Raw genomic sequence first — 25,355 nt, forward strand, 5'->3', positions numbered from 1 at the left:
TCGATGTCGGTGCACCCTGTCCATGGGCGCCAGCGGCGAGCGGGCCGTCGCTGGAGTCACCAGCGGATGCCTTGGCCCCGGCCAGACGGTGACCTGGCAGGCACGACACTTCGGTGTCCGGTGGCGGATGACCGTGCAGATCACCGAGTACGAGTCACCGCACCGATTCGTTGACGAGCAGGTCAGCGGACCGTTTCGCCACTGGCGTCACGAACACATCCTCACCCCTGCCCCGGACGATCCGGCCACCACGGTGATGCGTGATGTCATCGACTTCACCGCCCCTGGCGGCCCGGCCGGCTCCCTGGTCGCGGCGGTGATCCTGCGCCCGTACCTCCAGCGGCTGATCGCACGGAGGAACCACTTCCTCGCCTGCAGCCTCGCCGACTGAGAAACGCGCCGCGCCTTGCGGTCGGGCGGGATCGAACCGTCGGCCTACGCGGACCGCTCGCCCCGCAGCCCTTCTGATCCAATAGCCGACCATGGGGTGGGATGAGTGCCTTGCGGAATTGCTGATCCAGCTCGGCGATCACGGCCTGGTCGCCATGGTCAAGATGGACGGCGAACGCGAACGGGGCCGCTGGACGGTGCTGGTGTCAGGCAGTCCGCTCGGCGGGGAACTCGTGCGGTGGGACGGCGACGACCTGAACGCCGGGCTGTCACGGGTGCTGGCCGAGCTTCAGGAGCGGGTTCCGGGACTACTCGACTGAGCTACGGCTTGAGGTGGAAGAAGATCACGGATGACTGGTCAGGTATCCGCGCGCCTGGGCGGCTAGGGCAGGTCGTCGAGGCTGATCCGGTACCACTCCGTGTTGGCGAAGACGTGCAACTCCGGGCCTCGTCGGACCATTTGGACCCGGTCGGGAAGGGGCCGATCGTCGGGTAGGACAAGCAATCCTTCGCTGACCGGCTCGTACTGGGTCTCAGCGAGACGGCCGGTCACTATTCGGCTGCGCTCGCCGCGGTAGCCGCCGAACAAGGCGCAGGCGTCGTCGTGGGCGATAAGCGCCTTCGCTCCCCTGATCTTGTTGTGCCATCCGGTCACCGTCCCGTCGGATATCCACACGATCGGGAAGCTGCTGTAGTAGCAGGCCCAGGCGGTCTCCCCCGTGACGTTCAGGCTGTAGCAGTCGTCGATCGGGCCGAACTCAACCCCGAAGGGGTAACTCCAATCGGGCTCAAGGCCGGCGGTGAAGCGGACGATGCCGTGCGGGGAGCCGCCGCCGTAGACGCCTTCATCGAAGTACCCGATCCACAGCTGCCCTGTCGGCGTGCTCAGCGCATGTTCGATGCCGTCGCCGACATCGCCCTGAAGCACAGGCGTGCCGTCGGCGTCGAAGACCACGGCCTTGCCACCCCTGCCCGCCACCCCCACAATCCGTCTGTCCGGTAGCGGCTGGAGCTTGCAGAACGGGAGGTCCAGAGCGGCGATGGTGGTGACCGTCGTCGTACTCCCCCTCTTGGACGACCACCCGGACGGAGACGGGCTGCCGGGCGCAGGACTCGGCCAAGCCTGCCCCGGTCAGCAACGCCTTCCGGCCGGCGGGGTCAGCCCACAGCGAGATCGCCTCGCCGGACGGGCCAACCGATGCGGTCACCAACACGTCGTCAGCGACCGGGGACGCCAGCCGCCCATGCGCACGTAACCGGACCAGCGGCGGACCACTGTGCCCTGCGAAGATCGCCATCGTCAGACGATAACCAGGGCTCCGCGGGCACGCGTCGCCGCTGTCGTTCATTCGCCGCGGCCCCGCGCCGGCGGGCGCGGGCGAGCAGCCTGAACTATGGAAGAGGATGCCAGCCCGGTTCGAACAGCCCTACCTATCTCGTCAGCGCTGGATTCTGACGGCACAACGGTCTTGTTTCCCGTGTACGAAAATCCCGCGCGAACACCACTGTTCTCCGTGTAGAAGACGAAGTAGGCACCGGAATCGTCATGCCTGACGCCCACCGCCCGGCTACCCCGCGCGAACGCTGCAAAGGACCTAACTCTCGCCAGCTTCAGGAGCCCCCGCAAGTGTTCCTCCCCATTCTCCGGCGAAATGTCCCGCCCTGACTCCTGACCGATTCGGAGCCCTTCTTGAACGAGCGCGCCAAGGTGGTTGTCAGACACGTCAGCGGAGACCGCATCGCACCATCCGTTTAGGACCGTCGGCCCCTGAGCGACACGAGAATAGCTGGCCACATAAATCCTTCCATCGCCACGCTGGAATACACTGACCTTTCCATTCATTTCACGGCTCACGCACCTCACGTCAATTCTCTCACCGCCTCCGCTGTCCGTGGACCTCTTGCGGACTGGATGCGGACCGTCCCTGGTGCAGGATGGGTCAGCGTGCACCGGCCTGGGAGCGTGACTGCTCTGCGGCCCACAGAAGATCAGTGATGGCAAATCCGGGCAACGCAAGTTCAGCCCCTGACGTGATTCGGAACGTACCGCCACCCACTTCAGGCAACCAACCAGTGAGCATCCCGTGTCTGGCGAGCGCACGAACCTCATCAGCCGTCGGGTACGAATGCGATTCCTCGCCAGGCGCCGGGCAGGGAACCTCGATCAGATCGGCCTGTAAGGCGCGGCCGTTCCTTCCGGCTCCCCACACGCGCACCCGAATGCAGCGATGACGATAACCGTCAGGTCCACGTGCGGCCAGAATGTCTGCCTTCCAGGTGAACCCCCTGCCGTCGATATGCAGCTTCCGTAGCCTCGGCCTCATCCGCCCATGCCTCCACGCCTTTAACTAACCGCCGGGCCGCTCAGCCTCCAGCCGCTGGCATACGCCTTGGACCACGTCGACCGCCTCGCCCAGGTGCGCCGAGAATGCAGACGGTTGGGACGTCCATGCCTTAACTGTCATTTCGATGCGAACTACCGGCCGCGCGGTCGGTCGAGGCTCGAAACGAGGTCGGTGTTCAGCGGTGCTTCCCCAACGTAGGAAGTCCGCCGCTGACCGTTGTCACGGAGCGACTCCGACGAACCTCACGCGCCAACTCATCTGATGCCAGGGGCTCCAGCAGGTCTTCCCTGACCCCGCGGGCTCTAAGTTCCGCCATCTTTCTGCGCAGTGCCTTGGATTGCCTCGGAGGCTTGCCTTGCGACCGCGCGGGCGCAGGCGCACTGACCGTCGGCCGAGATCGCCTGCATACCTCGCACACCTCACCACCCGGAGGTGGGCTGCCACAAACCCGCGAGACCTTCTGCCAAGATCGGTCGCACAAAGCACGTTCCGGATGCCGCCCACTCTGCTTGTGCCAACAACTGTCATCCAGATACCAGTAGTCCATAATGCTCATGGCACCTCAGTTCATGTCGTACCAAGAGAGACCCGCGTGCTCCTTAACCGATAGTCGCTCGGGCGCGGTGCGGACAGTATCCGTCGTACAGGTCGACTCGTCCGTCGCCCACTCAGCTCAGAGCCGTGATCAAACCCTAGCGACGCCCTGAGCGGGGCTCAGTCGGCTTGCCGCGAACCGGGCGGGCTGCACCGTCGTGATGGCCTTTTCCGGGGTCGGTGCTCGGAGATCTCGATCGGAGCTGGCGGCTGTTGGAGGGGGCACGTCCTGGCGGTGGAGTTGTTCCTTGACCCGGTGACACCGGTGGCAAGCCAGTCCTCGAGTTGGACTGGCGCTGCAGCCGGAAAGCCCCGACCCCGATGGCGGTCGAGGTGCCGGGTTCCGTACTGCTCGCTGGCGAGTGGGCTATGCGAATCTGCCGGTGCCGCCCAACCGGATGTCCAGGTCTCGCAGGAGGACGCCGAGCCGTCTGCTGGTCTCGGTGCCCATGGAGGGGATCGGCCTGGCTGCGGCCTGATGCTCGCCCAGGCCGTAAAGAGCATTACGAAGGTCTTCGGCGGTGGCGAGGTCGAGTCGCAGCTCGATCGGGTCGTCCATGCTGCGACCGTAAGTCTCTTCCGCCATCGGCGTGAGGACGGTGTCCCGGCGGCTGTCGGTGGCTCACCGCCCGGTGCCGTGGGCGGCCGGGGCGCCTTGCCGCCGGCCAGGACCCAGGCGATGAGCGGGCTGGCCCTACGATCGGCGACGTGTCGACCGCAGGGAGGCCACGGTTGTCCGGGGGCAAGGGGTCTCAGATGAGTGCGGCGGGGGTCATCGTCGTCTCGGCGGTTCTCATCGCCGCCGTGATCACGAGTGTGTTCCGCAGCGGCGAGATGCTGACCGCGCTGCTCGATCTGTTGTGTACCGAGTCGGCCTGTTCAGCGGTCGGCCTTGCCTTCGCCGGCTGGGCCGTCGTGGGTGGGCCGCTCCTGCTCGCCGGCCTGATCATTCTGATCTCCGTCACGGGTGCCACAGCCCGGTACGCGATGATCGCGTGTGCCGGCTTGGCCGCCGTCGGCTTCACGATCGTGTACGCGGGAGTTGGCAGGCTCCACGGCAGCTACCCCGACTTCGTGCCGCTCCACGTGGGCACTACCGCCGCCATTCTCGCGTTGATTCTGGGCGGAACGATCAGTGGCGGCCCGGCACACGACAGCTGGGAACGACCCCGCTACTCCTCGTCGGCCCGGCTGCCGTCGGCGGCGATGCCTCTGCTCGCGGTGGGTGTCTGTGAACTGCTCGCCCTCGCCGCCGTTCTGTTCTGGGTCACCGCTTTCCGCTAGGTCTATCGCACACATCAGTCGACGGAGATCTGTCGCCGATCAGTTTCGGATCCCACGCCGGCTGCCGGCCGGGACCACAGGCCGTTGTCGGTGCGTTGGCTGCTCGCTTGGCTGCTCGGCCTCGCGACGGTAGGCGAAAGGCCCAGGTCATGATCGGCGATCAAGCCGGTGACCTGGGCCTTTCTATGGAGCCGCCTGACGGAATCGAACCGTCGACCTACGCATTACGAGTGCGTCGCTCTAGCCGACTGAGCTAAGGCGGCAACGATCGCCTAGTGTACGGCACGCCCGACGCCCAGCGGAGCGGGAGTACCCGAGTCGGCATACCGGACAGCGCGGCCCTTGCGGCTCGGCAGGTTCGAATCCTCGCCCGCTACGCTGCGATGGATGGCCGACGATCACATCCCCCGCGACGAACCGGTCGACAGCCCGCCGGGCGCTACCCCTCAACCTCCGGCCGACGCAGCCGGAGCCACCGGGCGTGCCGCGCCGCTGGGTCCGTACGCCGAGGAGGCGGCCGGTGGGCGGGCGGCGCGGCGGCCGCGTAGCACCGACCCGCTGGAGTTGGGGTTCACGCCGCGCAAGCCGGTGCCGTGGCTCGCGCCGCTCCTGCTGATCAGCACCGGTCTGCGTACGCTGCTGGCGATGTTGTTCGGGGCGTACCTGGACAAGCGGGAGTTGCAGAAGGCCCTCGACTCGGAGATCGCCAAGCAGGTCGGGCCGGACGGCGGGCTGTGGCTGGATTATGTCGCCGACCTGGGTGACGGGTTCAACGCCACGTACTCGGTCGCCTACCTGCTCGCCCAGCCGGAGTTGGTGGTGGACGGGCATCGGCTGCCGCGGGCGCAGACCCTGGTGATGGGCGGCGACCAGGTATACCCGTCGGCCGCCTACGAGGCGTACGAGGACCGGTGCAAGGGGCCGTACCAGGCCGCGCTGCCGGCCACCCCGCCGGAGCAGCCCACGGTCTTCGCGGTCCCCGGCAACCATGACTGGTACGACGGGCTGACCGCGTTCCTGCGGCTGTTCGTGCGTTCTCGGGACCGGCACTTCGGTGGTTGGCGTACCGGGCAGTCCCGCTCGTACTTCGCCGCCGAACTGCCCGCCGACTGGTGGCTGCTCGGCCTCGACGACCAGTCCGGCTCGTACGTCGACGACCCGCAGTTGACCTACTTCGACACGGTGGCCGCAAAGCTGGGGCCGCAGAGCAAGGTGATCCTGGCGGTGCCGGCACCCGCCTGGGTCAAGGCGGTGGACGACCCTTCGGCGTACGACTCGATCGACTACTTCATCCGGACCATCATCGCGCCCACCGGGGCCCGGGTCCGGGTGTTGATCTCCGGTGACCTGCACCATTACGCCCGGTACACCGGCCCGGACGACCGCCAGCTGGTCACCTGCGGCAGCGGGGGCGCGTACCTCTACCCCACGCACAAGCTGCCCGAGCAGATCGAGGTGCCGCCGCGCGACACCCTGGCCCGACGGTCCAGCCCGTCCCGGTCGTACGCGCTGGCCGCCCGCTACCCCGACGCGGCCCGCTCCCGCCGGTACGGCTGGGGGATCTTCGGCCGGCTGCCCCGCCGCAACCCGGGGTTCGCCACCCTGCTCGGCGTCCTGCACACCCTGTTGATGCTCTCCATCGCCGGGGTGGCCGACTTCCGGATCGAGGCGTCCGAGCAGCGTCTGTTCAGCGTTCCGCTGGTGTTGATGGTGCTGGTGACCGTGCTCGCGGCGGCCCTGTTCGCCAAGCCGCCCAGCACCACCGGAAAACGCAACGTGCGACATTGGGTTCTCGGCGTCATACACGGTCTGGCCCACGTCGGGCTGGGCGCGGCCGGCACCTGGGTCTGGTTGGCCCTGCCCTTCCACAACTGGTCCTGGCCGCTGCCGGCGGCTGCGGCGGCTGTGCTCTACCTGCCGGTGATCGGTCTGGTGGCCAGTCAACTGGTGGCCGGGTACCTGCTGATCGCCAGCGCGTTCGGGGTGAACGTCAACGAACTGTTCGCCGGTCAGGGCATCGAGGACGCCAAGGGCTTCGTCCGGATGCGCATCGACCCGGACGGCACCCTCACGCTCTATCCCGTCGTCGTCGACCGGGTGGCCCGCCGGTGGCAGGTCAATCCCGACCACACCCCGGAAGCCTCCTGGCTGACCCCTGCGACGCCCCTGACTCCGCGCCTGGCCGAACCGCCCGTCTCCCTCACCTGACCACTGCACCCTGGCAACCTCGGGCCGACACCTGCGGTGCCGGCCCGGGGCCTGCCGGCCTGCGGCTCACTCGCAGATCCGCCAGTTGCCCTCCTCCTTGATCAGCGGGTAGACCCGGTTGGTGGTGCCGCCCTCGCTCGGGGTGTAGCGGACGGTCGCAGTGCCGCTGACGTGACCGTTCTGGTTGGAGAGGCTCAGCCCGACGATCTTGTGTCCGGTCAGGTCCGGCTGGGTTTCCTGCTGCCGCGTGAAGTCCGCCTCGCTGACCCGATCCCGGATCCGGGTGCAGAGTTGCTGATAGGCGGTCGGATAGTCGCCTTCCACAAGCGCGCCCGCGAATGTGTTCACTGTGGAGCGGACCGGTCCGGTGGCGTCCATCGCCACCCGGTAGATCAGGAAGGCGCCGACCGCCCCACCGGAGCAACAGAGTGCGAGCACCACACCCAACACGATGAACAGAACCCGCTTGGACTTCTTCGGCGGCACCATGGCCGGCTGATATGCCATGCGGGCAGGGTAGGAAGCCCGGACAAGCCCAAGATCGCAGCGGCCCGGTCACTCCCCTTGCGGCGACAGACCCGGCTCTGCGGAGGGGGGCCTTTCGTCGTATGCGATACGGGGGCGACAGACATCGGCCAGCGAGCAGCGGTTGACCGAACCGTCACTGAGCTGCCGGACGGTGACGGTCTCGCTCGGCGGATGCCGGGACACGACTTTGCCCAGGCCGGCGGGGGTCTCGACACGCTGCCCGCTCGCGGGGTACGTGCCGCTTGAGGCGTACAGCGGGTGCTCGTACTTGAGGCAGCACATCAGTCGACCGCAGGCGCCGGAGATGCGCAGCGGATTGAGGGGCAGGTCCTGTTCCTTGGCCATCCGGATGGTCACCGGCTCGAAGTCGTTCAGGAAGGTGGCGCAGCACAGGTCACGCCCGCAGGAGCCGATGCCGCCCTGCACCCGTGCCGAGTCCCGCGCGGAGAGTTGCCGCAGTTCCACCCGGCAGTGCAGGGTCGCGCCGAGGTCGCGTACGAGTGAGCGGAAGTCGACCCGGTGCGGGGCAGTGAAGTAGATGGTGCTCCGCTCGCCGCCGTCGTCGCCCCGGCTGAGCACGTGGTCGACCGCCACCACCTTCATCGGCAGGCCGTGCTCGCGGATCAGCCGCTTCGCCGCCACCTTCGCGGCGGCCTTGCGGCGGCGCAGGTCCTCGTCGCGGCGCAGGTCCTCATCCTGCGCCAGCCCGGCGAGCTTGGGGAACCCGTCGGTGTCCTCGGTGACCCACTGCGCCGCCCACACGCACTCCGCCACCTCGGGTCCGTCGTCGGTGGGCACCAACACCTTGTCGCCCACCTGGGGGCGCAACTCGCCCGGATCGAGGTAGTAGAGGCGCCCGTAGCGCTGGAAGCTGACCGCACAGAGCATCCCCATGTCATCACCCTACGACGCTTCGGCGGGACCGCGCCGGTTCGGCGTCGCGATCGACCACTCGGTACGACCGTCCATGGCTGGCCGACCCCGGTGGGTGCGAGCCCCGCCTACCAACTGGCACGGATCGTGCGGGGGCCGTCGTGGAAGCCGGGGCGGGTCTGGGCGGCCGGCGGGCGCAGCACGGACTCGGCCATGCTCGGCCCCCACTGTCGTACCAGGGTCTCCGCCCCGTCGTACGCCACGCAGAGCACCGCCAGCAGGCGGGCGGCGATCTCGGCGCCGGCGACGGCACCCGGCGACGACGGCCCGGAGTGGCTCACCACCCGGGTGACCGAGGTGGCCGTGACGACAGTTACCGCCTCGGCCGAGCCGATCACCTCGGCGAGGGCACGGGCGACGGCCAACCGGCTGCCCTCCACCCAGTCGGCGAGCGCCTCGGCGTAACCAGCGGTCGCCTCCAGCCTCCCCACCAGGCTTTCGGGCCCTTCGTCGAGGTGGCGCAGCAGCACCGCTCGGGTCTCGCCGTACGCCGCCGCGGCCGGCCCGGACCAGAGCAGCGGGTCGGTCAGCGCGGCGCACGCCCGGTCGTACCCGTGGACGTGCCGGCGCACCGCCTGCCCGGCAGCGGCCAACGGCCCGGGACGCAGGTCGAGGAAGTGTCGCAGCGCCTCGCCCGGCAGCACCTGCATCCGCCGCAGCAGCGGCCAGACCCGGTGCCCCTCGGGCGCGCCTGCGGCGAGCAGGGTGTCGACCCGGCGCAACAGGTCGAGGCCCGGTTCGGCGAGCCGGTCCAGGGTGTCCATCAGGGCTCTCCGGCCAGCCGGCGGCTCACCGCGACGTCGGTGTCGGCGTACTGGTCCGCGGCCCGGCGTAGGGCGTCCGCGGTGGCCGCCAGATGACCGGCGGCAGCGTACGCCTCCCGGGCCCGGTCGCCAGTGGCCGTCGTCCACTGCCGCAGCAGTGCCCGGCCGATCTCGCCTGGCCGGCCCGGGGCGTCGGCCCCGAAGGCCCCCTGGGCGGGATCACTGGCGGTGACCGAACGGGAGAGCGCGGTGAGGGTGGCGCTCGCGTCGTCGAGCCGGGTGGCCAGGGTACGCAGATCCATCTCAGGCCCCCGTCAGTGGCCGGTAGGCGGTGAAGGTCTCGTTGTGCAGCTTCTCCCGGGCCCACTGGGCGGCGTCTGCTGCGGCGGTGACCGCAGCCCGCACCGAGCCTGCCACGTCACGCGGCGCACGGTTGTGCAGCGGGCCGAGGAAGCGCACGTCGGTGATCCGGCCGCTGGCGGTGACGACCACCTCCACCAGGCCGTCCGGCGACCGGACGGTGACCTCGACCGTCGCCACGGCCTGGTCGAACTCGGCCTGGAGCGACTCGATCCGGCGGTAACGCCGGACCGCCTCCTCGATCCATGCCTCGTCGATCTCGCCCCGCGGCATCAGCGGACTCCTCCCCGGCTGCCCTCACTCTGCGTGCCGCCGCCGTCACCACGGCACACCGGACCGTACCGCACGTGAATTGCGCGTGTCGATGCCTGTGGATAACGGTCTGGCCGACAAGACCTGCCGCGGTCAACCCTTCCAGAGGGCGAGCATCATGGCTTCGACGGCGATCCGGGGCTTGACGTTCGCCTCGATGGCGGTGCGGCAGGCCAGTACGGCTTCCAGTCGCCGCAGCGCCCCTTCCGCCTGCCAGCTGCGCGCGCCGGCGTCAGCCAGTTCGGCGGTGTCGGTGTGCACCGGCGGCACCGGTGCGCCCATCGCCATGGTCAGCGCGTCCCGGTAGAAGGCGGCCAGGTCGACAAGCGCCCGGTCCAGCGCGTCCCGCTGGGCCCGGGTGGCTCGGGACTTCTGCCGCCGCTCCAGGTCCTTGAGTTGGCCGGCGGATCCCCGGGCGGCGCTTGCCGCGCCTCGACCGGTACCGCCCGCGCCGAGCGCCGTCTCCAGCGCCGCGCGTTCCGCCGCGTCGATCTCCACGACCGCCGCCTCGGCTTCGGCCTCGGCCGCCTCGATCAGCGCGGAGGCCGCGTCGAAGGCGGCACCCACGCTGGTCAGCCGGCGCGGTACGGCGAGCACCGCCTCGCGCCGGGCCCGGGCCTGGGGGTCGCCGGCCAGCCGCCGGGCCCGTCCGACGTGACCCTGCGTGGCCGCCGCCGCCCACCGGGCCACGTCGGGCGCGATCCCGTCCCGCCGGACCAGCACCTCGGCCACCGCGTCCGCCGCCGGCTGCACCAGAGGTACGACCCGACAGCGCGACCGGATCGTCACCGAGATGTCGTCCGGGTGGGTGGAGGGCGTGCAGAGCAGGAAGACCGTTCGGGGTGGCGGTTCCTCGACCGCCTTGAGCAGTGCGTTACCGGCCGCCTCGGTCAACCGGTCGGCATCCTCGATGATCACGACCTGCCACCGGCCGCCGGACGGTGTGCTGGCCGCCCGCAGCACCAGCGCCCGCATCTCGTTGACCCCGATGGAGAGCCCGTCGGGAACCACGAGCCGTACGTCGGCGTGGGTGCCGGCCAGGGTGGTGTGACAGCCGGGGCACTGCCCGCATCCGGTGCCGTGCTCACACTGTAACGCGGCGGCGAAGGCCCGCGCCGCCACCGACCGCCCCGAGCCGGGTGGCCCGGTGAAGATCCAGGCGTGCGTCATCCCGGCACCCGGGTCGGCTCCGCTCACCGCTTCCTGCGGCGTACGCAGCACGGCGGCTGCGGCGGCCGCAGCCCGGCGTAGCGTGTCCACCGCCTCGTCCTGCCCGACCAGGTCGGCGAAGGCGTCCGGCATCAAGTCCGCTCCGTCGTCACCAGCTCCGTTGGGGATAACTCAGGCTGCACCGAGGTGTCCGGGCCACTCGCCGGTCCCGGGTGGTCGGCACCGCCGGGGGCGAGCAGCTCCGTCACCCGGTCGGCGACCCGCTCGGCGATCTGCTCGACCGGGTGGCCGGCGTCGAGGACCAGGTAGCGCTTCGGGTCGGCGGCGGCGAGGTCGAGGAAGGCGTACCGGACCCGCTCGTGGAAGGCCAGCGACTCGGCTTCCAGCCGGTCCGCGGCCCGGCTGCGCTCGGCCACCCGGGACAGCCCCGCACGCGGGTCGATGTCCAGCAGCACCACCAGGTCGGGCTTGAGCCCACCGGTGGCCCAGGAGGAGAGCCAGGAAAGCTCGTCGACCGGCAGGGTACGCCCGGCACCCTGGTACGCCAGGGACGAGTCGACGTACCGGTCACTGATCACGACGGCACCCCGGGACAGGGCGGGCCGGACCACGGTGGCCACGTGATGCGCCCGGTCGGCGGCGTAGAGCAGGGCTTCGGCGCGTGGCGAAGGTGCCTCGTCGGTGGTGTTGTCCAACACCAGGGACCGGATGCGGGTGCCGACGCCGGTTGCGCCCGGCTCCCGGGTGACCACCACGTCCCGCCCTTCGGCGCGCAGCCGCTCGGCGAGCTGGGCCAGCTGGGTCGACTTGCCGGCGCCTTCGCCGCCCTCGAAGACCACGAAGAGCCCCGCCGAGACGAACGGCTCCGCCGGCATCAGCGGACGACCCCGGATCGAACCCCACAGGTCGGCCAGGACCGGAACGCCCTTCTTGTCGTCCATCTGGCCGAATGCGCTGATCCCGGCGAAGATCCCGGCCGCGCCGGCGACGAGCAGCAGCAGGCGGGTGGCGGAGATCGAGATCCCCAGGTCGGCGATCTCCAGCTTCCGGGAGCCACCGACACCGGCGAGCAGGCTGCCCAGCGCGATCGCCAGGATCAGCACCAGTCGGGTGCCGATCTGCACCACCGCGAAGACCCGGCCGCGTACCTCGTCGGCGACCTCGCCGCCGAGCAGGGTGGTGCCGGAGAGGAAGGCCATTCCGGCGCCGGCGCCGACCAGGACCGCGCCGACCAGCGCCATGGACAGGTGGATGGCGAAGGCCAGGGTCATCACTGAGGCGCTGGCCAGCACGATGCTCATGCCGAACCAGCGACGCCGGGACATGTCCCGCACGATCATCGGGCCGAGCCCGATGCCGATCGCCAGGCCGAAGAAGATCGCCCCGAAGAGCAGGGAGAAGGCGGCGTCACCGGCTCCGAGCGAGTTGGCGAAGAACCGGGACGTACCGATCACGATGCCGCCGCCGGCGAAGGCACCGAAGATGCCCAGCACCAGGCCACGGACCAGGGGCGTCTTCCCGATGTACCGCCAGCCCTCGTTGAACTGGCGCAGCATGCTCTGCTCGGACTGTTCCTGCCGCTGGCGCTGCCCCTGGCTGATCTCCTTGATGCCGAAGGCGACGACCAGGGCGGTGGCGAGCCGGGAGAACGCGTTGAACCAGAGCGCGAGTTGGGCCGGCTCGGCCCAGGACGGCATCTCGCCGCCGGTGGCGCCCCGGACGATGCCGTCGAGCGAGGCGAGCACGATCGCGGCGAAGATCGGCGTCAGGCCGTACGTGGTGATCAGGGTGAGCTGGTTGGCGGTCTCCAGCCGGGCGCGCGGGATGAGGTTCGGTACCGCCGCTTCCTTGGCCGGGATCCAGAGCAGCGTGACCGTCTCGATCAGGAAGGTGGCGATGGCCGCCCAGCTGACCACCCGGGCACCGCTGGCACCGGTCAGCGCGTACAGCGGGATCGAGGCGAACAGCACGAACCGCAGCAGGTCGCAGATGACCATGGTCCAGCGCCGGTCGAACCGGTCGGCGAACACGCCGGCGATCGGCCCGAGCAGCAGCGCGGGCAGCAGCCGGATGGCGATCACGCCACCGAAGGCGGCGCCCTTGGCGGTGCTGCCCTCCACCTGGGCGGCGGCGAAGATGCTGGTGGCGAGCAGACCGAGCCAGTCACCGAAGGAGGCCGCGCTGAGCACGATCCAGAGCCGGCGGAAGGGGCGGATGCGCAGCACCGAGCGGATGGCGGGGTAGCCGGTCAGGTCGGCCTGGCCGGTCGTGCCGCCGGAGCGGCCGGCTTGGCCGGTGGGCTGGTTCGTGGACGGCGACACGCCGGACGACTCGCCGTTGAATTGGCTTTCGATGGCCGTACCTCCACGTGCCGGCCCATCGCTGGGCACCCCCGGTGGAACACTCTAGACCTGCGGGGACCTGCCCCCGTCACGCCTCGCCTTGCCCGCCGAGCCTAGGCCGCTGTGGCCAACTCATGGTGCGCAGGCAGGACGCGAGGGTGTTTCGCATTCACCGTTTCACAGTTAGCGTGCACACGTGGCCACCGACAGCGAGAATCTGCGCCACCGGCTGGACCGGGCGACCCGGCACCTCGATCCCCCGTACGCCGTGGTCGACCTGGCCGCCTTCGATGCGAACTCCGCCGCGCTCGTCGACCGGGCCGGCGGCAAGCCCCTCCGGGTCGCCAGCAAGTCGCTGCGCTGCCGCGAGTTGATCGCCCGTGCGCTGGCCCGCCCCGGTTGGCACGGGGTGATGGCGTTCACGTTGCCCGAGGCGATCTGGCTGGTGCGTACCGGCGTCACAGACGACGTGCTGGTGGCGTACCCCACCGTCGACCGGGGTGCGCTTACCGAACTCGCGGCCGATCCGGCTCTGGCCGCCGCCATCACCCTGATGGTCGACGACCCCGATCAGCTGGACTTCCACGACACCGTGCGGTCGCCGGGGAGCCGGGCTGAGCTGCGGATCTGTCTCGACCTGGACGCCTCGTGGCGACTGTTGGGCGGCCGGGTGCACGTCGGCGTCCGCCGCTCACCGGTGCACAGCGCCGAGGCCGCCGGCCGGTTGGCCGCCGCGATCACCGCCCGGCCCGGCTTCCGGCTGGTCGGCCTGATGTCGTACGAGGCACAGATCGCCGGGGTCGGTGACGCGCCGCCCGGGCAGAGGGCGCTCGGCGCGGTGATCCGGCTGGCCCAGCGCGGGTCGTACCGCGAGCTGCTGGCGCGCCGCGCCGCGGCGGTGGCCGCCGTGCGCGACCACGCCGACCTGGAATTTGTCAACGGCGGCGGCACCGGCAGCGTGGCCGCGACCAGCGCCGATCCCGCGGTCACCGAGGTCACCGCGGGATCAGGGCTGTACGGGCCGACACTGTTCGACGGCTATCGCGACTGGCGTCCCACCCCGGCGGCCTTCTTCGCCTGTGCGGTGGTCCGCCGGCCGGCACCCGGGCTCGCCACCGTGCTCGGCGGCGGCTGGATCGCCTCCGGATCGGCCAGCCGCAGCCGGCTGCCCCGACCGTGGCTGCCCGCCGGACTCAAGCTGGTCGGCACCGAGGGTGCCGGCGAGGTGCAGACCCCGCTGGCCGGTCGCACGGCCGCCACGCTGCGCATCGGTGACCGGGTCTGGTTCCGCCACGCGAAGTCGGGCGAGCTGTGCGAACACGTCAACGAACTGCACCTGGTGGACGGGGACGAGGTGGTGGCCACCGTGCCGACCTACCGGGGCGAGAGCCGCGCCTTCCTGTGAAACCCGCCGCCAGCCGCTGGGGTACGCACCTGACGGGTTCGGCGGGTGGAGCGGGGTGACCGCAGGGCCGCGCCGGGCGGGAGGGCGAGCGTCAGGCGGGCTGCGCCGCGGTTTCCGCGGAATCGATGATCTGATCGTCGGCCGGCTTCGCGGGCTGCACGACCGGCCGGTGCCCGGCATCGCCCCGGGCGTCCACCTGACGGTGCAGGTAGTCGCGGATGAGCGCCTTCGCCTCGGCCAGCACCCGCTCGTCGCCGTCGGACGTACGCCGGAACGCGAGCTTGATCAGCGCGTCGGCCACCTCCACCGCGATTTCCAGATGGAATTGCAGGTCGGGCACGTCGGCAAGGCCGAAGCGCTCGGTGAGCACGCGCGCCAACTGGTCGGCGATCACCCCGTTGTTGTCGCGCTGCTCATCGAGCAGATGCAGGTCGACCACGTCGCCGAAGTGCAAGGTACGGAATCCGGGAACGGTGCGGTGCATGGTGATGTACTCGTCGATGCCCGCGTCGACCCCGTCCCACCAGTGGGTCAGGTCGTCCGAGGCGAAGCGCTCGTCGAGCCGCTGGAGGTACGCCTCCATCGTGCGCAGCGTCAACGCCTGCACGATCGCCCGCTTGTCCGGAAAGAACTGATAGACCGACCCGATCGCCACCTCTGCCCGCTCGGCGAGCAGGGTGGTGGTCAGCCCTTCGTACCCCACCTCGTCGACGAGTTCGGCGCAAGCGTCCAGCATTCGCTGGACCCGCGCGACGCTACGACCCTGCACCGGAACCCGGCGCAGCGGCCCAGTCGTGGCGGCTGAAGTGGACACTCGCCACCCCCTCTCGACGGATGAACATATCTACACGTCACCAGTTCGTGACTACCGGTACAACGAGCGAATCTCGATTGCGGTGTTTACCAGGAACAACGTTCCTGATATGAACTCGGTTCATATTCAATGTGAAGGAGCGCCGATGCCTGGAAGCAGCGTCAGCGACGCCACCGCCTGGTCGAACTGGGCCGGCAACCAGCACAGCACGGCTGCGGTTCTGCGCCCCACCACCGTCACCGAAGTTGTCGAGCAGGTCCGCTCCGCCGCCGAGACCGGTGCCCGGATCCGCCCGGTCGGCAGCGGCCACTCCTTCACCCCCGTCGCGGTCGGCGACGGTAGCCGGATGGACCTGGCCGGACTCGCCATCGACGTACAGGTGGACGTCGATCAGCGCCTTGTCACCGTACCGGCCGGGATGACCCTGCGGCAGCTCAACGCGCTACTGGCAGGTCACGGGTTGGCGCTGCCCAACCTCGGCGACATCGACGCGCAGACGGTGGCCGGGGCGATCTCCACCGGCACCCACGGCACCGGCGCGGCGTACGGCGGGCTGGCCACCTTCGTCGCCGCGCTGACCCTGGTCACCGGCACCGGCGAGGTGCTGCACTGCTCCGCCGACGAGCACCCCGACGTGTTCGACGCGGCCCGGATCTCGCTCGGCGCGCTCGGCGTACTTGTCGAGGTGACGCTGCGCTGCGTGGACGCCTTCGTGCTGCGGGCCCACGAACGCCCCGCCGCCCTGGACGCCGTGCTGGCCGACCTGCCCGACCTGATCGGCACCCACGATCACGTCGAGTTCTTCTGGTTCCCGTACAGCAGCCAGGCGCAGCTGAAGGTCAACGACCGGGTGCCCGACGACGATCGCCCGCTGCCCCGCTGGCGCGGCTGGCTCGACGACGACTTCCTGGCCAACACCGTCTTCGCCGGCGCCTGCCGGCTCGGCCGCGCGATGCCGGCCCTGGTCCCGACGATCAGCGCCGTCTCCGCCCGCGCGCTCAGCGAACGCATCTACACCGGCCGCTCCGACACGGTCTTCTGCACCCCGCGCCGGGTCCGCTTCGTGGAGATGGAGTACGCGCTACCGCGCGACGCCCTGCCCGAGGCGCTGGACGCCCTGCGCCGGATCATCGACCGGCTGCCGTTCCGGGTGCTCTTCCCGGTCGAGGTGCGCTTCACCGCCGCCGACGAGATCTGGCTGTCGCACTCGTACGGGCGCGAATCGGCGTATGTCGCCCTGCACCAGTACATCGGCATGCCCTACGAGCCGTACTTCCGCGCCTTCGAACAGGTGGCGACCGAGCTGGGCGGACGCCCCCACTGGGGCAAACTGCACTGGCGCGACGCCGCCTCCCTGGCCGACGCCTACCCCCGCTGGCACGACTTCCAGCGCATCCGCACCCACCTGGACCCCCACCACATCTTCACCACCCCCCACCTCACCGCACTCCTCGGCTGAAGCCCGATCTGAATCTTGGTACGAGACCGCCCCTGGAGGGGCACTTTCGTACCAAGATCTCGTGGCTGTCCACAGGGGCAGCGCGACGGGAGTGTGGGTGGGCAGGGTGGGGGTGTGCGGGGACAGAGTGGGTGGGCGGGAGGTGGGTTGCCGGGGGATGAGGCGGGTGAGCTGGCCTGGTTGCTGTTTCATCAGGAGCAGGTGCTCAGCCTCGACCAGGCTCGGCGGTACCTGTCGCCGAAGGCGATTCGGCACCGGGTCGACGTCGGCCGCTGGCGGCAGGTGCACCGGGCGGTCTACGTCACGCACAACGGGCCGATCGCGCCGGCACAACTGCCGTGGATCGGCGTCCTGTCCGCCGGGCCGGCGGCGGTGCTCGGCGGGCTGAGCGCCGCACGTGCGTGGGGCCTGCGCAGGTACGACGACAAGGTCGTGCACATCCTGCTGCCGGCGAATCACCGGACCCGGGCCATGCCGCCCGGTGTCCGCGTACACCGCACCACCCTGCTGCCGGCCGCGGACGTCCTCGATGTGGGGCAGCCCCGCCGGACGATGCCGGCTCGGTCGTTGGTGGACGCGGCGCAGTGGGCACCGAGCGATCAGGAAGCTCGGGCGATCATCGCTGCCGGATTTCAGCAGCGCCTCGTCGGTGGTGACGACGTACGCCAGGTGCTGGATCGTCTTCCCCGCGCCCGCCGTCGCGCGTTGATCGCGCAGACCGCCACCGATGCGGTGGGCGGTGCGCACTCCCTGCCCGAACTCGACTTCCTGCGCCTGGTCCGTCGCGCCGGGCTGCCCGAACCCACGAGGCAGGCTGTCCGCCACGACGCCACTGGTCGACGCCGCTACCTGGACGCCTGGTTCGAGGAGTGGCGGGTGCATGTGGAGATCGACGGCAGCCAGCACCTCGACCCGGCCACCGCCTGGGCAGACATGCGCCGACAGAACGATCTGTGGCGCAGCGGCGACCGAGTGCTCCGCTTCCCCGCCTGGGCCATCCGCCACCACCCCGCCGACGTCATCGCCCAACTCCGCGCCGCCCTGCTCGCCGCCGGCTGGCGCCCTTGACGAGAGATCTCTGTGCGCGGAGTTGGCGTTGGCTGGTGAGCGAGTCAGTTGATCCGTGCGCGTGGAAGGTGACGTTGGGGTGGTTACTCCGTGTGCGCGGAGGTGGCCTTCTTGGGGGCGGCCTTCTTGGCGGGGGTGGCCTTGGCGGCCTTCGCGGGGGTGGCCTTGGTGGCTTTGGTGGCCTTCGCAGCAGTGGCCTTGGCTGGGGCTTTCTTGGCGGTGGTCTTCTTGGCGGCGGTCTTCTTCGCCGGGGTCTTCTTGGGGGCGGGGCCCTTGGCTCGCTTTTCGGCGAGCATCTCGGAGGCTTCCTCCAGGGTCAGTGCCTCCGGCGTCTGGCCGCGCCGCAGGGAGGCGTTGGTCTCCCCGTCGGTGACGTACGGGCCGAACCGGCCGTCCTTGATGACCAGCGGCTTTTCGGTCAGCGGGTCGGCACCCATCTCCCGCAGCGGTGGGGCGGCGGCCCGACGCTGACGGGTCTTCGGGGCGGCCAGCAGGGCCAGCGCCTCGTCGAGGGTGACGGTGAACATCTTGTCTTCCGAGTCCAGCGAACGGAACTCGTCGCCCCGCTTGACGTACGGGCCGTAGCGGCCGTTGTTGGCGAACACCTCGACGCCGTCCGGTGCCACGCCGATCAGGCGCGGCAGGCTGAGCAGCTTGAGCGCCTCGTCGAGGGTGAGCGAATCCGGTGACTGCGAGCGCAGCAGGGACGACTTGCGTTCCCCGCTGGCCACGTACGGGCCGAAGCGGCCGGACTTGAGCAGGATCGGCTCGCCGGTCGCCGGGTCGTCGCCGAGCTTGCGCTCGCCCCCGCCGCCGAGGAACAGCTCGTGCACCTTCTCCGGGGTCAGCTCGTCCGGCGCGAGGCCCTCGGGAATCGGCGCCCGGTCGCCCGGGGTGCCGCCCTCCTCGCCCTCCGCCTTCGGGGCGGGCTGCTCGCCGGGCAGCGCCCGTTGCAGGTACGGCCCGAACCGGCCGACCCGCACCACCACCTCACGGCCTTCGTCGTCGGTGAACAGCGGGATCGAGTTGACGCTGCGCGCGTCGATGTCGCTGAGGTTCTCGGTGACCAGCTTCTTGAGCCCACCGGAGCGGGCGATGTCCTGGTCACCGGCGCCGTTGGTGGTGCCGAAGTAGAACGCGGTGAGGAAGTCGACCGCCGCGTGATCGCCACCGGCGATCTCGTCCAGCTCGTTCTCCATGCTGGCCGTGAAGTCGTAGTCGATCAGGCGCGGGTAGTGCCGCTCCATCAGCCCGATCACCGCGAACGCCAGGAACGACGGGATCATCGCCTGGCCGCGCTTGAAGACGTACCCGCGGTCCTGGATGGTCTGCATGATCGAGGCGTACGTGGACGGACGCCCGATGCCCAGTTCCTCCAGGGCCTTGACCAGCGACGCCTCCGTGTAGCGGGCGGGCGGCTGGGTGTGGTGGCCCTGGGCGGCCAGTTCGTCGGCGGTCAGCGGCTGGTCCTTGACCAGGTTGGGCAGTCGCCGCTCGGCGTCCTCGGCCTCGGCGTTCTCGTCGTCGCTGGACTCGACGTACGCCCGCAGGAAGCCCGGGTCGGTGATGGTCTTGCCGGTGGCGCCGAAGTCGGCCTCCTCACCGGCGGTGGTGGTCGCCCGGATCCGCACCGACACGCTGGAGCCGACCGCGTCGGTCATCTGCGAGGCGATGGTGCGCCGCCAGATCAGCTCGTAGAGCTTGTACTCCTCGGCGGAGAGTTCCTTGGCCACGTCGCCCGGGGTGCGGAAGTTGTCCCCCGCCGGGCGGATCGCCTCGTGCGCCTCCTGGGCGTTCTTCACCTTGCCGGTGTAGCGACGCGGCTCCGGCGGCACACTGCGCTCGCCGTACAGCTCGACGATCTGCCGGCGGGCCGCCGCGATGGCGGTCTCCGACAGGTTCACCGAGTCGGTACGCATGTAGGTGATGTAGCCGTTCTCGTAGAGCCGCTGCGCGGTGCGCATCGTCTGCTGCGACGAGAACCGCAGCTTGCGGGCCGCCTCCTGCTGGAGCGTGGAGGTGATGAACGGCGCGTACGGGCGGCGCCGGTAGGGCTTCTCCTCGACCCGGGTGACCGTGAAGGGTCGCCCTTCGAGGCGGGCGGCCAGCCCTCGCGCTCCGCTGGAGTCGAGGTGGACGACGCCTGCCCCGGCGCGCACCTTGCCGGTGGTCGGCTCGAAGTCCTTGCCGGTGGCGATCCGGTCGCCGTTGAGGGCCACCAGGGTGGCGTTGAAGGTGCGCGGGCCCTCGCCCGCGTTCGCGACCGCCAGGGTGGCCAGGATGTCCCAGTACTCGGCGGTGCGGAAGGCCATCCGCTGCCGCTCACGCTCGACCACGATCCGGGTCGCCACGGACTGCACCCGGCCCGCCGACAGCTTCGGCATGACCTTCTTCCACAGCACCGGGGAGACCTCGTAGCCGTAGAGCCGGTCGAGGATGCGTCGGGCCTCCTGGGCGTCGACCAGGTCCCGGTCGATCTCGCGCGGGTTGGCCACCGCCGCCTGGATGGCCGGCTTGGTGATCTCGTGGAAGACCATCCGCCGGACCGGCACCTTCGGCTTGAGGGTCTCCACCAGGTGCCAGGCGATCGCCTCACCCTCGCGGTCCTCATCCGTGGCCAGGAAGATCTCGTCGACCTCCTTGGCCAGCTTGGTCAGCTTGCTGATCTGCTGCTTGCGGTCGGCGGAGACGACGTAGAGGGCGTGGAAGCCGTTGTCCACGTCGACGCCGAGCCGGGCCCACGGCTCGCCCTTGTACTTGGCGGGCACATCGGCGGCGTTGCGCGGCAGGTCGCGGACGTGCCCGAAGCTGGCCTCCACGACGTACCCCGGGCCGAGGTAGCCCGAGATCGTCTTGGCCTTCGCCGGCGACTCGACGATGACCAGACGGGTGGTTCCAGCGTTGCTCGGCACTTCGGTTTCGACCTCATTCCCACTCGATGGCCGCGCCTGTCCGGTTCGGGGCACGCTCGACCCCCCGATACCCGGCGGTCCGGATGTCCAACGTAACGCGCCGTCCGTGTTTCGGGTTTCGCGGGCGGCAATCCGCTACGGACGATCCATGCTCACGCCGAACGGCGTCACCGTACACCCTGGGTAGGGTGTAAAGCGTGCCACTGTGACCATGGCAGCCCCTCGGTGGAGGTGGAACCCGGCCGTTTCTCCCGGTGTGCGCTGACGCCCGGCTGTCCCAGATCGGACAGCTGTCGCCCGCCCGGTCCGGACCGGCCGGACTTCGAGGAGCCGGTCAGGCCCGGGAAAGCGGGGCCCGGCCGGGACCCACGGACGGTCAGTCGCGGACCGGCCAGGCACCGGGCGGCGCGGCCGGTGGCGGTTCGCCGACCAGTTCCGCCAGCCGCAGCACCCGGCGTCGACCGCTGATCCGGTACGCGGGTCCGCCCGCGCCCGGTTCGACCAGTTCGCCGACCAGCCCGGCCGCGGTCAGGGCCGCCCCGACCACCGACCAGCGGCCCGGATCGACACCCCCGAGGTGCAGCAGGATCTCCGGCGGGTCGACCACCCCGGCCGCGGCGAGCCAGAGCCGCAGCCGTCGGCCGTCCAACTGGAAGCCGGCCGGTGGCTGCTGCGTCGGGCCGCGCAGCCACGCCGCCGCGAGCGGCACGATCGCCCGGGTGTACGCGGTCCGCACGGCGTACCGCTGGTCCTCGGTCGGCGTCCAGGTGGCCCGGACCCCGCGCTGGGCCAGTTCGGCGACGAGCACGTGCACCCGCCACCCGGCGTCCACCACCACCGACAACCGGGCGGTACCGCCCATCCGGTGCACCTCACCTGGCCCAGCGAGCAGGCCGGCGAGGTCGGCGACCGAGGGTTCGGCGGTCTCCGCCCCGAAGAAGACCAGCTGCCGGTCCCCGACCGGCGTCCGTGTCTCCCGGGTCCGCGTCTCCCCGGCGGTTTCGTCGTCCGGTGTCTCCCCGGCGGGTGTCTCCTCGGTCGGATCGGAAGCGACCGCCCGTGCGCGGGGGCGTCGGGCGGTCGGTGGTGCCGCAGCAGGCAGCGGGAAGGACATCGGCAGCGGTTGCGCCGCCGATGTCTCACCGGAGCCGCTCAATGGCATTCGGGCACCTCGTCGAAAGCGCGCTTCAACTCCTCCGAGTTCAGCCGGCTGGTGTCCAGCGCGCTGGCGTCGTAGTCCTGTTGCAGTGTCTCCACCGCCGTCTGCACGCCGTCGTAGAAGACGCGGGGCTCACCGGTGCTCAGCCCGTCGATCGTGGCCCGGGCCCGGCCGTAGGCGTCGCGCATCGACGCGAGGGAGGCCCGGAAGCCCTCGGAGATCTCCGCGCCGTTCTCGACCGTGGGCACTCCGGCCTGCTCCACCTTGCGGCGAGCGTCCTCACTGGCCTGTTCGGCGCCGCCGAAGAGCCGGACCAGGTTCTCCTTGGCCTGCGCGGGAGTGGTCTGCGCGGTCATCTGCTGGTCGGTGCTGCTGGTCAGCTTGCTGATCTCGGCCCGCCACGGGGTCAACGCCGAACACACCGACGCGGCCCACGCCCGGGGACTGGGACCGCTGGACCCACAACCGGCCAACAGAACCGACGTAGCCAGGACCACCGTCAACATTCTGGCGGCGTCCGCCCGGCACGTACGCATGCGTTGCAGCGTACGGCCTCCTCTGCCGGTCGGCACCGGTCAGGCGGGCCGCCCCGCAGCGACGACCGGTCCCCGGGCGACGGTGTCGCCGCCCGGGGACCGGTGATGCTGACCGCAGGGTCAGGCCTTGATCTCCTCCGGGCGCGGGTCCGCGGTGCCGGATCCGCTGTCGGAGCCCTCGTCGAGCGCGATGCTCTTGCGCTTGCTGAACACCACCGCCGCGACCACGATCAGCGTCGCCACCACCGCGATGGTGATCCGCAGGCCGGTGTTGCGGTCGTCGCCGATACTCCAGGCCACCACGGCCGGGGCGATCAGCAGCGACACCAGGTTCATCACCTTCAACAGCGGGTTGATGGCCGGGCCGGCGGTGTCCTTGAACGGGTCACCGACGGTGTCGCCGATGACCGTGGCGGCGTGCGCGTCGGAGCCCTTGCCGCCGTACGCGCCGTCCTCGACCATCTTCTTGGCGTTGTCCCAGGCGCCACCGGAGTTGGCCAGGAAGACCGCCATCAGGGTGCCGGCTCCGATCGCACCGGCCAGGTACGAGGCCAGCGCGCCGGGTCCGAAGCCGAAACCGACCGCGATCGGCGCCAGGATGGCCAGCAGGCCGGGGGTCAGCAGTTCGCGCTGCGCGTCCCGGGTGCAGATGTCGACGACCTTGCCGTACTCCGGGCGCTGGGTGCCGTCCATGATGCCGGGCAGCTCACGGAACTGCCGGCGGACCTCCATCACCACGGCACCGGCCGAGCGGGAGACCGCGTTGATGGCCAGGCCGGAGAAGAGGAACACCACCGCCGCACCGATGATCAGACCGACCAGGTTCTGCGGGTTGGACACGTTCAGCGCGCCCAGGATCTCGGCACCGACGTCGGTCACCCCGGCGTCGGCGTACGCGATGCGCAGGGTGTCGGTGTACGAGCCGAACAGCGCGGTCGCGGCCAGCACCGCCGTGGCGATCGCGATGCCCTTGGTGATCGCCTTGGTGGTGTTGCCCACCGCGTCCAGCTCGGTGAGCGTACGGGCGCCGTGCTCGTCGATGTCGCCGGACATCTCCGCCACGCCCTGGGCGTTGTCGGAGATCGGGCCGAAGGTGTCCATCGCCACGATCACGCCGACGGTGGTGAGCAGACCCGTACCGGCCAGCGCCACGGCGAACAGCGACAGGGTGATCGAGCCGCCACCGAGCAGGAAGGCACCGAAGACGCCGGCGGCGATGAGCAGCGCCGAGTAGACCGCCGACTCCAGGCCGACGCTGATGCCGGCCAGGATGACCGTCGCCGGGCCGGTCTGCGAGCTCTTGCCGATGTCCTGCACCGGACGGCGGTTGGTCTCGGTGAAGTAGCCGGTCAGCGCCTGGATGGCGGCGGCCAGCACGATGCCGATGACGACCGCGCCGATGACCACGCCACGCGGGCCGAACGGCGGGTCGCCGCCGTCCACGCCGAGCGCGGTCCGCCAGTCGTCGCCGAGCTGCGCGGCCCACGAGGGCTGGAGGTAGACGAAGGTGGCCACCGCGACCAGTACCGCCGAGATCAGCGCGGACAGGTAGAAGGCCCGGTTGATGGCGGTCAGCCCGTTGCGGTCGGAGGCACGCAGCTTGGTGATGAAGACGCCGATGATGGCGACCAGCACACCGATGGTGGAGATGATCAGCGGCAGCACCAGGCCGTCGGTGCCGAACGCGGCGCGACCCAGGATCAGCGCGGCGACCAGCGTGACCGCGTACGACTCGAACAGGTCGGCGGCCATGCCGGCGCAGTCACCGACGTTGTCACCGACGTTGTCGGCGATGGTGGCCGCGTTGCGCGGGTCGTCCTCGGGGATGCCCTGCTCGACCTTGCCGACCAGGTCGGCGCCGACGTCGGCGGCCTTGGTGAAGATGCCGCCGCCGACCCGCATGAACATGGCCAGCAGCGCGGCGCCGAAGCCGAAGCCCTCCAGCACCGTCGGCGCGTCACCCCGGAAGATCAGCACCACCAGCGCGGCACCGAAGAGGCCGAGACCGACGGTGAGGAAGCCGACCACGCCACCGGTCCGGAAGGCGATCTTCATGGCGACTTCCCGGCCGCCTTCCCGCTCCCGGGCGGCGGCGGCCACCCGCAGGTTGGCCCGGGTGGCCAGCCACATGCCGGCACCGCCGATGAAGGCGCTGAACAGCGCACCGACCACGAAGAAGAGCGAACGGCCGATCTTCACCGCGGTCTCGCTGCCGTCGGTCTGGTGCACCGGCAGCAGGAAGAGCAGTACTACGGCGACCACCACGAAGATCGCCAGAGTCCGGAACTGCCGGAACAGGTAGGCCGAGGCGCCCTCCTGCACGGCCCCGGAGATTTCCTGCATTTTCTCGGTGCCCTTGCCGGCGGCCAGCACGGCCTTCGTCAACGCGGCGGCGAAGGCGAGCGCTACCAGCGCGATCACCGCGGCGATGACGACGTACGTGACATTGGCTCCGGTGAGGGAGATCGCGCCGCCGCCCTCGGCGGCCAAGCTGTCGGACATCTGTGTCCTCCTGTGCCGAACAACGCGCCGGCCGGTGGAGACGCACCGACCTGCGCCTGGATGCGGATTTCGCAAGTGCGCGCTGAGCCACCCTCGGTGGACCCGCGCCGCCAGGCCCAGCCGCGCTGGTTGTCCGAGGGATCACTTGCTGACAACCCGCGTACTCTAGCCCTCCGCAGTGTCCGAGGTCACAGCGAGGTGGCGGCGCGCCGCGATGATCTTCGTCGCTGTGTTATGAGGCGGAATCTGATATAGGGCCGGATCCATGAC

At 70.3% G+C, this 25,355-nt stretch carries 21 protein-coding genes and 1 tRNA gene; 7 read left to right on the forward strand and 15 right to left on the reverse strand.

What is annotated here, in order from left to right; all coding sequences use genetic code 11:
* The first annotated feature begins 22 nt into the window (after nt 1-22).
* Together JMF97_RS11105 and JMF97_RS11110 are read left to right on the forward strand one after the other, a co-directional pair.
* Nucleotides 23-391, forward strand: a complete 369-nt coding sequence (locus JMF97_RS11105; protein ID WP_203221533.1) for an SRPBCC family protein — start codon at nt 23-25, stop codon at nt 389-391.
* 91 nt (nt 392-482) lie between these two features.
* On the forward strand, nt 483-710 hold the full coding sequence (locus JMF97_RS11110) for a hypothetical protein (RefSeq protein WP_203221534.1): 228 nt from the start codon (nt 483-485) through the stop codon (nt 708-710).
* 62 nt (nt 711-772) lie between these two features.
* Here the strand turns inward: JMF97_RS11110 and JMF97_RS11115 are convergent, their stop codons facing one another.
* Together JMF97_RS11115 and JMF97_RS11120 are read right to left on the reverse strand one after the other, a co-directional pair.
* Entirely contained in the window at nt 773-1,345 is a 573-nt protein-coding gene (locus JMF97_RS11115) for a YxiH-YxzG fusion protein (RefSeq protein WP_203221535.1), read from the reverse strand.
* A gap of 2,351 nt (nt 1,346-3,696) precedes the next feature.
* Nucleotides 3,697-3,888: a hypothetical protein gene (locus JMF97_RS11120; RefSeq protein ID WP_203221536.1), complete on the reverse strand. Its 192-nt coding sequence runs from the start codon at nt 3,886-3,888 to the stop codon at nt 3,697-3,699.
* Nucleotides 3,889-4,085: 197 nt separating this feature from the next.
* Between JMF97_RS11120 and JMF97_RS11125 the strand changes: the two genes are divergently transcribed.
* The gene (locus JMF97_RS11125; RefSeq protein WP_203221537.1) at nt 4,086-4,613 is read left to right on the forward strand and encodes a hypothetical protein; all 528 of its coding nucleotides are present in this window, start codon (nt 4,086-4,088) and stop codon (nt 4,611-4,613) included.
* Between the two features lie 186 nt (nt 4,614-4,799).
* Here the strand turns inward: JMF97_RS11125 and JMF97_RS11130 are convergent.
* Nucleotides 4,800-4,876, reverse strand: a tRNA-Thr gene (locus JMF97_RS11130).
* Nucleotides 4,877-5,000: 124 nt separating this feature from the next.
* Here JMF97_RS11130 and JMF97_RS11135 point away from each other — a divergent pair.
* Nucleotides 5,001-6,821 carry a metallophosphoesterase family protein gene (locus JMF97_RS11135; protein ID WP_238359224.1) on the forward strand — a complete coding sequence of 607 codons (1,821 nt, stop codon included), beginning with the start codon at nt 5,001-5,003 and terminating at the stop codon, nt 6,819-6,821.
* A gap of 66 nt (nt 6,822-6,887) precedes the next feature.
* On the opposite strand, the gene JMF97_RS11140 is transcribed toward JMF97_RS11135, so the two are convergent.
* The 7 genes from JMF97_RS11140 to tmk form a co-directional block, all read right to left on the reverse strand.
* Entirely contained in the window at nt 6,888-7,328 is a 441-nt protein-coding gene (locus JMF97_RS11140; protein WP_238359225.1) for an Rv0361 family membrane protein, read from the reverse strand.
* A gap of 48 nt (nt 7,329-7,376) precedes the next feature.
* Nucleotides 7,377-8,243, reverse strand: coding sequence for a PSP1 domain-containing protein (locus JMF97_RS11145; RefSeq protein ID WP_203221538.1), 867 nt, complete (start codon nt 8,241-8,243; stop codon nt 7,377-7,379).
* A gap of 107 nt (nt 8,244-8,350) precedes the next feature.
* Nucleotides 8,351-9,046, reverse strand: coding sequence for a hypothetical protein (locus tag JMF97_RS11150; RefSeq protein WP_203221539.1), 696 nt, complete (start codon nt 9,044-9,046; stop codon nt 8,351-8,353).
* Nucleotides 9,046-9,348 (reverse strand): hypothetical protein, encoded by a 303-nt coding sequence (locus JMF97_RS11155; RefSeq protein ID WP_203221540.1) that lies wholly within the window; start codon nt 9,346-9,348, stop codon nt 9,046-9,048. Before JMF97_RS11155 ends, JMF97_RS11150 begins: the two co-directional genes overlap by 1 nt.
* A gap of 1 nt (nt 9,349) precedes the next feature.
* Complete coding sequence (locus tag JMF97_RS11160) at nt 9,350-9,679, reverse strand: YbaB/EbfC family nucleoid-associated protein (RefSeq protein WP_013731077.1); 330 nt, start codon at nt 9,677-9,679, stop codon at nt 9,350-9,352.
* Between the two features lie 132 nt (nt 9,680-9,811).
* Nucleotides 9,812-11,020 (reverse strand): DNA polymerase III subunit delta', encoded by a 1,209-nt coding sequence (locus tag JMF97_RS11165; RefSeq protein ID WP_013731076.1) that lies wholly within the window; start codon nt 11,018-11,020, stop codon nt 9,812-9,814.
* On the reverse strand, nt 11,020-13,113 hold the full coding sequence (gene tmk / locus JMF97_RS11170) for a dTMP kinase (RefSeq protein WP_203221956.1): 2,094 nt from the start codon (nt 13,111-13,113) through the stop codon (nt 11,020-11,022). The genes JMF97_RS11165 and tmk overlap by 1 nt, the downstream gene beginning before the upstream one ends.
* A gap of 313 nt (nt 13,114-13,426) precedes the next feature.
* On the opposite strand from tmk, the gene JMF97_RS11175 reads away from it, so the two are divergent.
* Nucleotides 13,427-14,635, forward strand: coding sequence for an amino acid deaminase/aldolase (locus JMF97_RS11175; protein ID WP_203221541.1), 1,209 nt, complete (start codon nt 13,427-13,429; stop codon nt 14,633-14,635).
* Between the two features lie 91 nt (nt 14,636-14,726).
* Here JMF97_RS11175 and JMF97_RS11180 read toward each other — a convergent pair whose 3' ends face one another.
* Nucleotides 14,727-15,371: a TetR/AcrR family transcriptional regulator gene (locus JMF97_RS11180; protein ID WP_203221542.1), complete on the reverse strand. Its 645-nt coding sequence runs from the start codon at nt 15,369-15,371 to the stop codon at nt 14,727-14,729.
* 223 nt (nt 15,372-15,594) lie between these two features.
* Between JMF97_RS11180 and JMF97_RS11185 the strand changes: the two genes are divergently transcribed.
* Together JMF97_RS11185 and JMF97_RS11190 are read left to right on the forward strand one after the other, a co-directional pair.
* Nucleotides 15,595-16,908, forward strand: coding sequence for a D-arabinono-1,4-lactone oxidase (locus JMF97_RS11185; protein WP_203221543.1), 1,314 nt, complete (start codon nt 15,595-15,597; stop codon nt 16,906-16,908).
* 147 nt (nt 16,909-17,055) lie between these two features.
* Complete coding sequence (locus JMF97_RS11190) at nt 17,056-17,976, forward strand: DUF559 domain-containing protein (protein WP_203221544.1); 921 nt, start codon at nt 17,056-17,058, stop codon at nt 17,974-17,976.
* An 83-nt stretch (nt 17,977-18,059) separates the two neighbouring features.
* Here JMF97_RS11190 and topA read toward each other — a convergent pair whose 3' ends face one another.
* The 4 genes from topA to JMF97_RS11210 all read right to left on the reverse strand — a co-directional run bounded on the left by topA (nt 18,060) and on the right by JMF97_RS11210 (nt 25,085).
* On the reverse strand, nt 18,060-20,888 hold the full coding sequence (topA, locus tag JMF97_RS11195; RefSeq protein ID WP_203221545.1) for a type I DNA topoisomerase: 2,829 nt from the start codon (nt 20,886-20,888) through the stop codon (nt 18,060-18,062).
* A 376-nt stretch (nt 20,889-21,264) separates the two neighbouring features.
* Nucleotides 21,265-22,050: a hypothetical protein gene (locus tag JMF97_RS11200; protein ID WP_203221546.1), complete on the reverse strand. Its 786-nt coding sequence runs from the start codon at nt 22,048-22,050 to the stop codon at nt 21,265-21,267.
* The gene (locus JMF97_RS11205) at nt 22,041-22,583 is read right to left on the reverse strand and encodes a hypothetical protein (protein WP_043722676.1); all 543 of its coding nucleotides are present in this window, start codon (nt 22,581-22,583) and stop codon (nt 22,041-22,043) included. Before JMF97_RS11205 ends, JMF97_RS11200 begins: the two co-directional genes overlap by 10 nt.
* 120 nt (nt 22,584-22,703) lie before the next feature.
* Nucleotides 22,704-25,085, reverse strand: a complete 2,382-nt coding sequence (locus JMF97_RS11210; RefSeq protein WP_203221547.1) for a sodium-translocating pyrophosphatase — start codon at nt 25,083-25,085, stop codon at nt 22,704-22,706.
* Nucleotides 25,086-25,355: the final 270 nt, after the last annotated feature.

The sequence above is a fragment of the Micromonospora fiedleri genome (genome assembly GCF_016774385.1).
In the GTDB taxonomy this organism is placed as follows: Bacteria; Actinomycetota; Actinomycetes; order Mycobacteriales; family Micromonosporaceae; genus Micromonospora; species Micromonospora gifhornensis.

What these genes read in the sequence shown, in the direction of transcription:
- JMF97_RS11105 (WP_203221533.1), top strand. Translation starts at nt 23, where the DNA reads ATGGGCGCCAGCGGCGAGCGGGCCGTCGCTGGAGTCACCAGCGGATGC.
- JMF97_RS11110 (WP_203221534.1), top strand. Translation starts at nt 483, where the DNA reads ATGGGGTGGGATGAGTGCCTTGCGGAATTGCTGATCCAGCTCGGCGAT.
- JMF97_RS11120 (WP_203221536.1), bottom strand. Translation starts at nt 3,888, where the DNA reads ATGGACGACCCGATCGAGCTGCGACTCGACCTCGCCACCGCCGAAGAC.
- JMF97_RS11125 (WP_203221537.1), top strand. Translation starts at nt 4,086, where the DNA reads ATGAGTGCGGCGGGGGTCATCGTCGTCTCGGCGGTTCTCATCGCCGCC.
- JMF97_RS11135 (WP_238359224.1), top strand. Translation starts at nt 5,001, where the DNA reads ATGGCCGACGATCACATCCCCCGCGACGAACCGGTCGACAGCCCGCCG.
- JMF97_RS11140 (WP_238359225.1), bottom strand. Translation starts at nt 7,328, where the DNA reads ATGGCATATCAGCCGGCCATGGTGCCGCCGAAGAAGTCCAAGCGGGTT.
- JMF97_RS11145 (WP_203221538.1), bottom strand. Translation starts at nt 8,243, where the DNA reads ATGGGGATGCTCTGTGCGGTCAGCTTCCAGCGCTACGGGCGCCTCTAC.
- JMF97_RS11150 (WP_203221539.1), bottom strand. Translation starts at nt 9,046, where the DNA reads ATGGACACCCTGGACCGGCTCGCCGAACCGGGCCTCGACCTGTTGCGC.
- JMF97_RS11155 (WP_203221540.1), bottom strand. Translation starts at nt 9,348, where the DNA reads ATGGATCTGCGTACCCTGGCCACCCGGCTCGACGACGCGAGCGCCACC.
- JMF97_RS11160 (WP_013731077.1), bottom strand. Translation starts at nt 9,679, where the DNA reads ATGCCGCGGGGCGAGATCGACGAGGCATGGATCGAGGAGGCGGTCCGG.
- JMF97_RS11165 (WP_013731076.1), bottom strand. Translation starts at nt 11,020, where the DNA reads ATGCCGGACGCCTTCGCCGACCTGGTCGGGCAGGACGAGGCGGTGGAC.
- JMF97_RS11180 (WP_203221542.1), bottom strand. Translation starts at nt 15,371, where the DNA reads ATGCTGGACGCTTGCGCCGAACTCGTCGACGAGGTGGGGTACGAAGGG.
- JMF97_RS11185 (WP_203221543.1), top strand. Translation starts at nt 15,595, where the DNA reads ATGCCTGGAAGCAGCGTCAGCGACGCCACCGCCTGGTCGAACTGGGCC.
- JMF97_RS11200 (WP_203221546.1), bottom strand. Translation starts at nt 22,050, where the DNA reads ATGCCATTGAGCGGCTCCGGTGAGACATCGGCGGCGCAACCGCTGCCG.
- JMF97_RS11205 (WP_043722676.1), bottom strand. Translation starts at nt 22,583, where the DNA reads ATGCGTACGTGCCGGGCGGACGCCGCCAGAATGTTGACGGTGGTCCTG.
- JMF97_RS11210 (WP_203221547.1), bottom strand. Translation starts at nt 25,085, where the DNA reads ATGTCCGACAGCTTGGCCGCCGAGGGCGGCGGCGCGATCTCCCTCACC.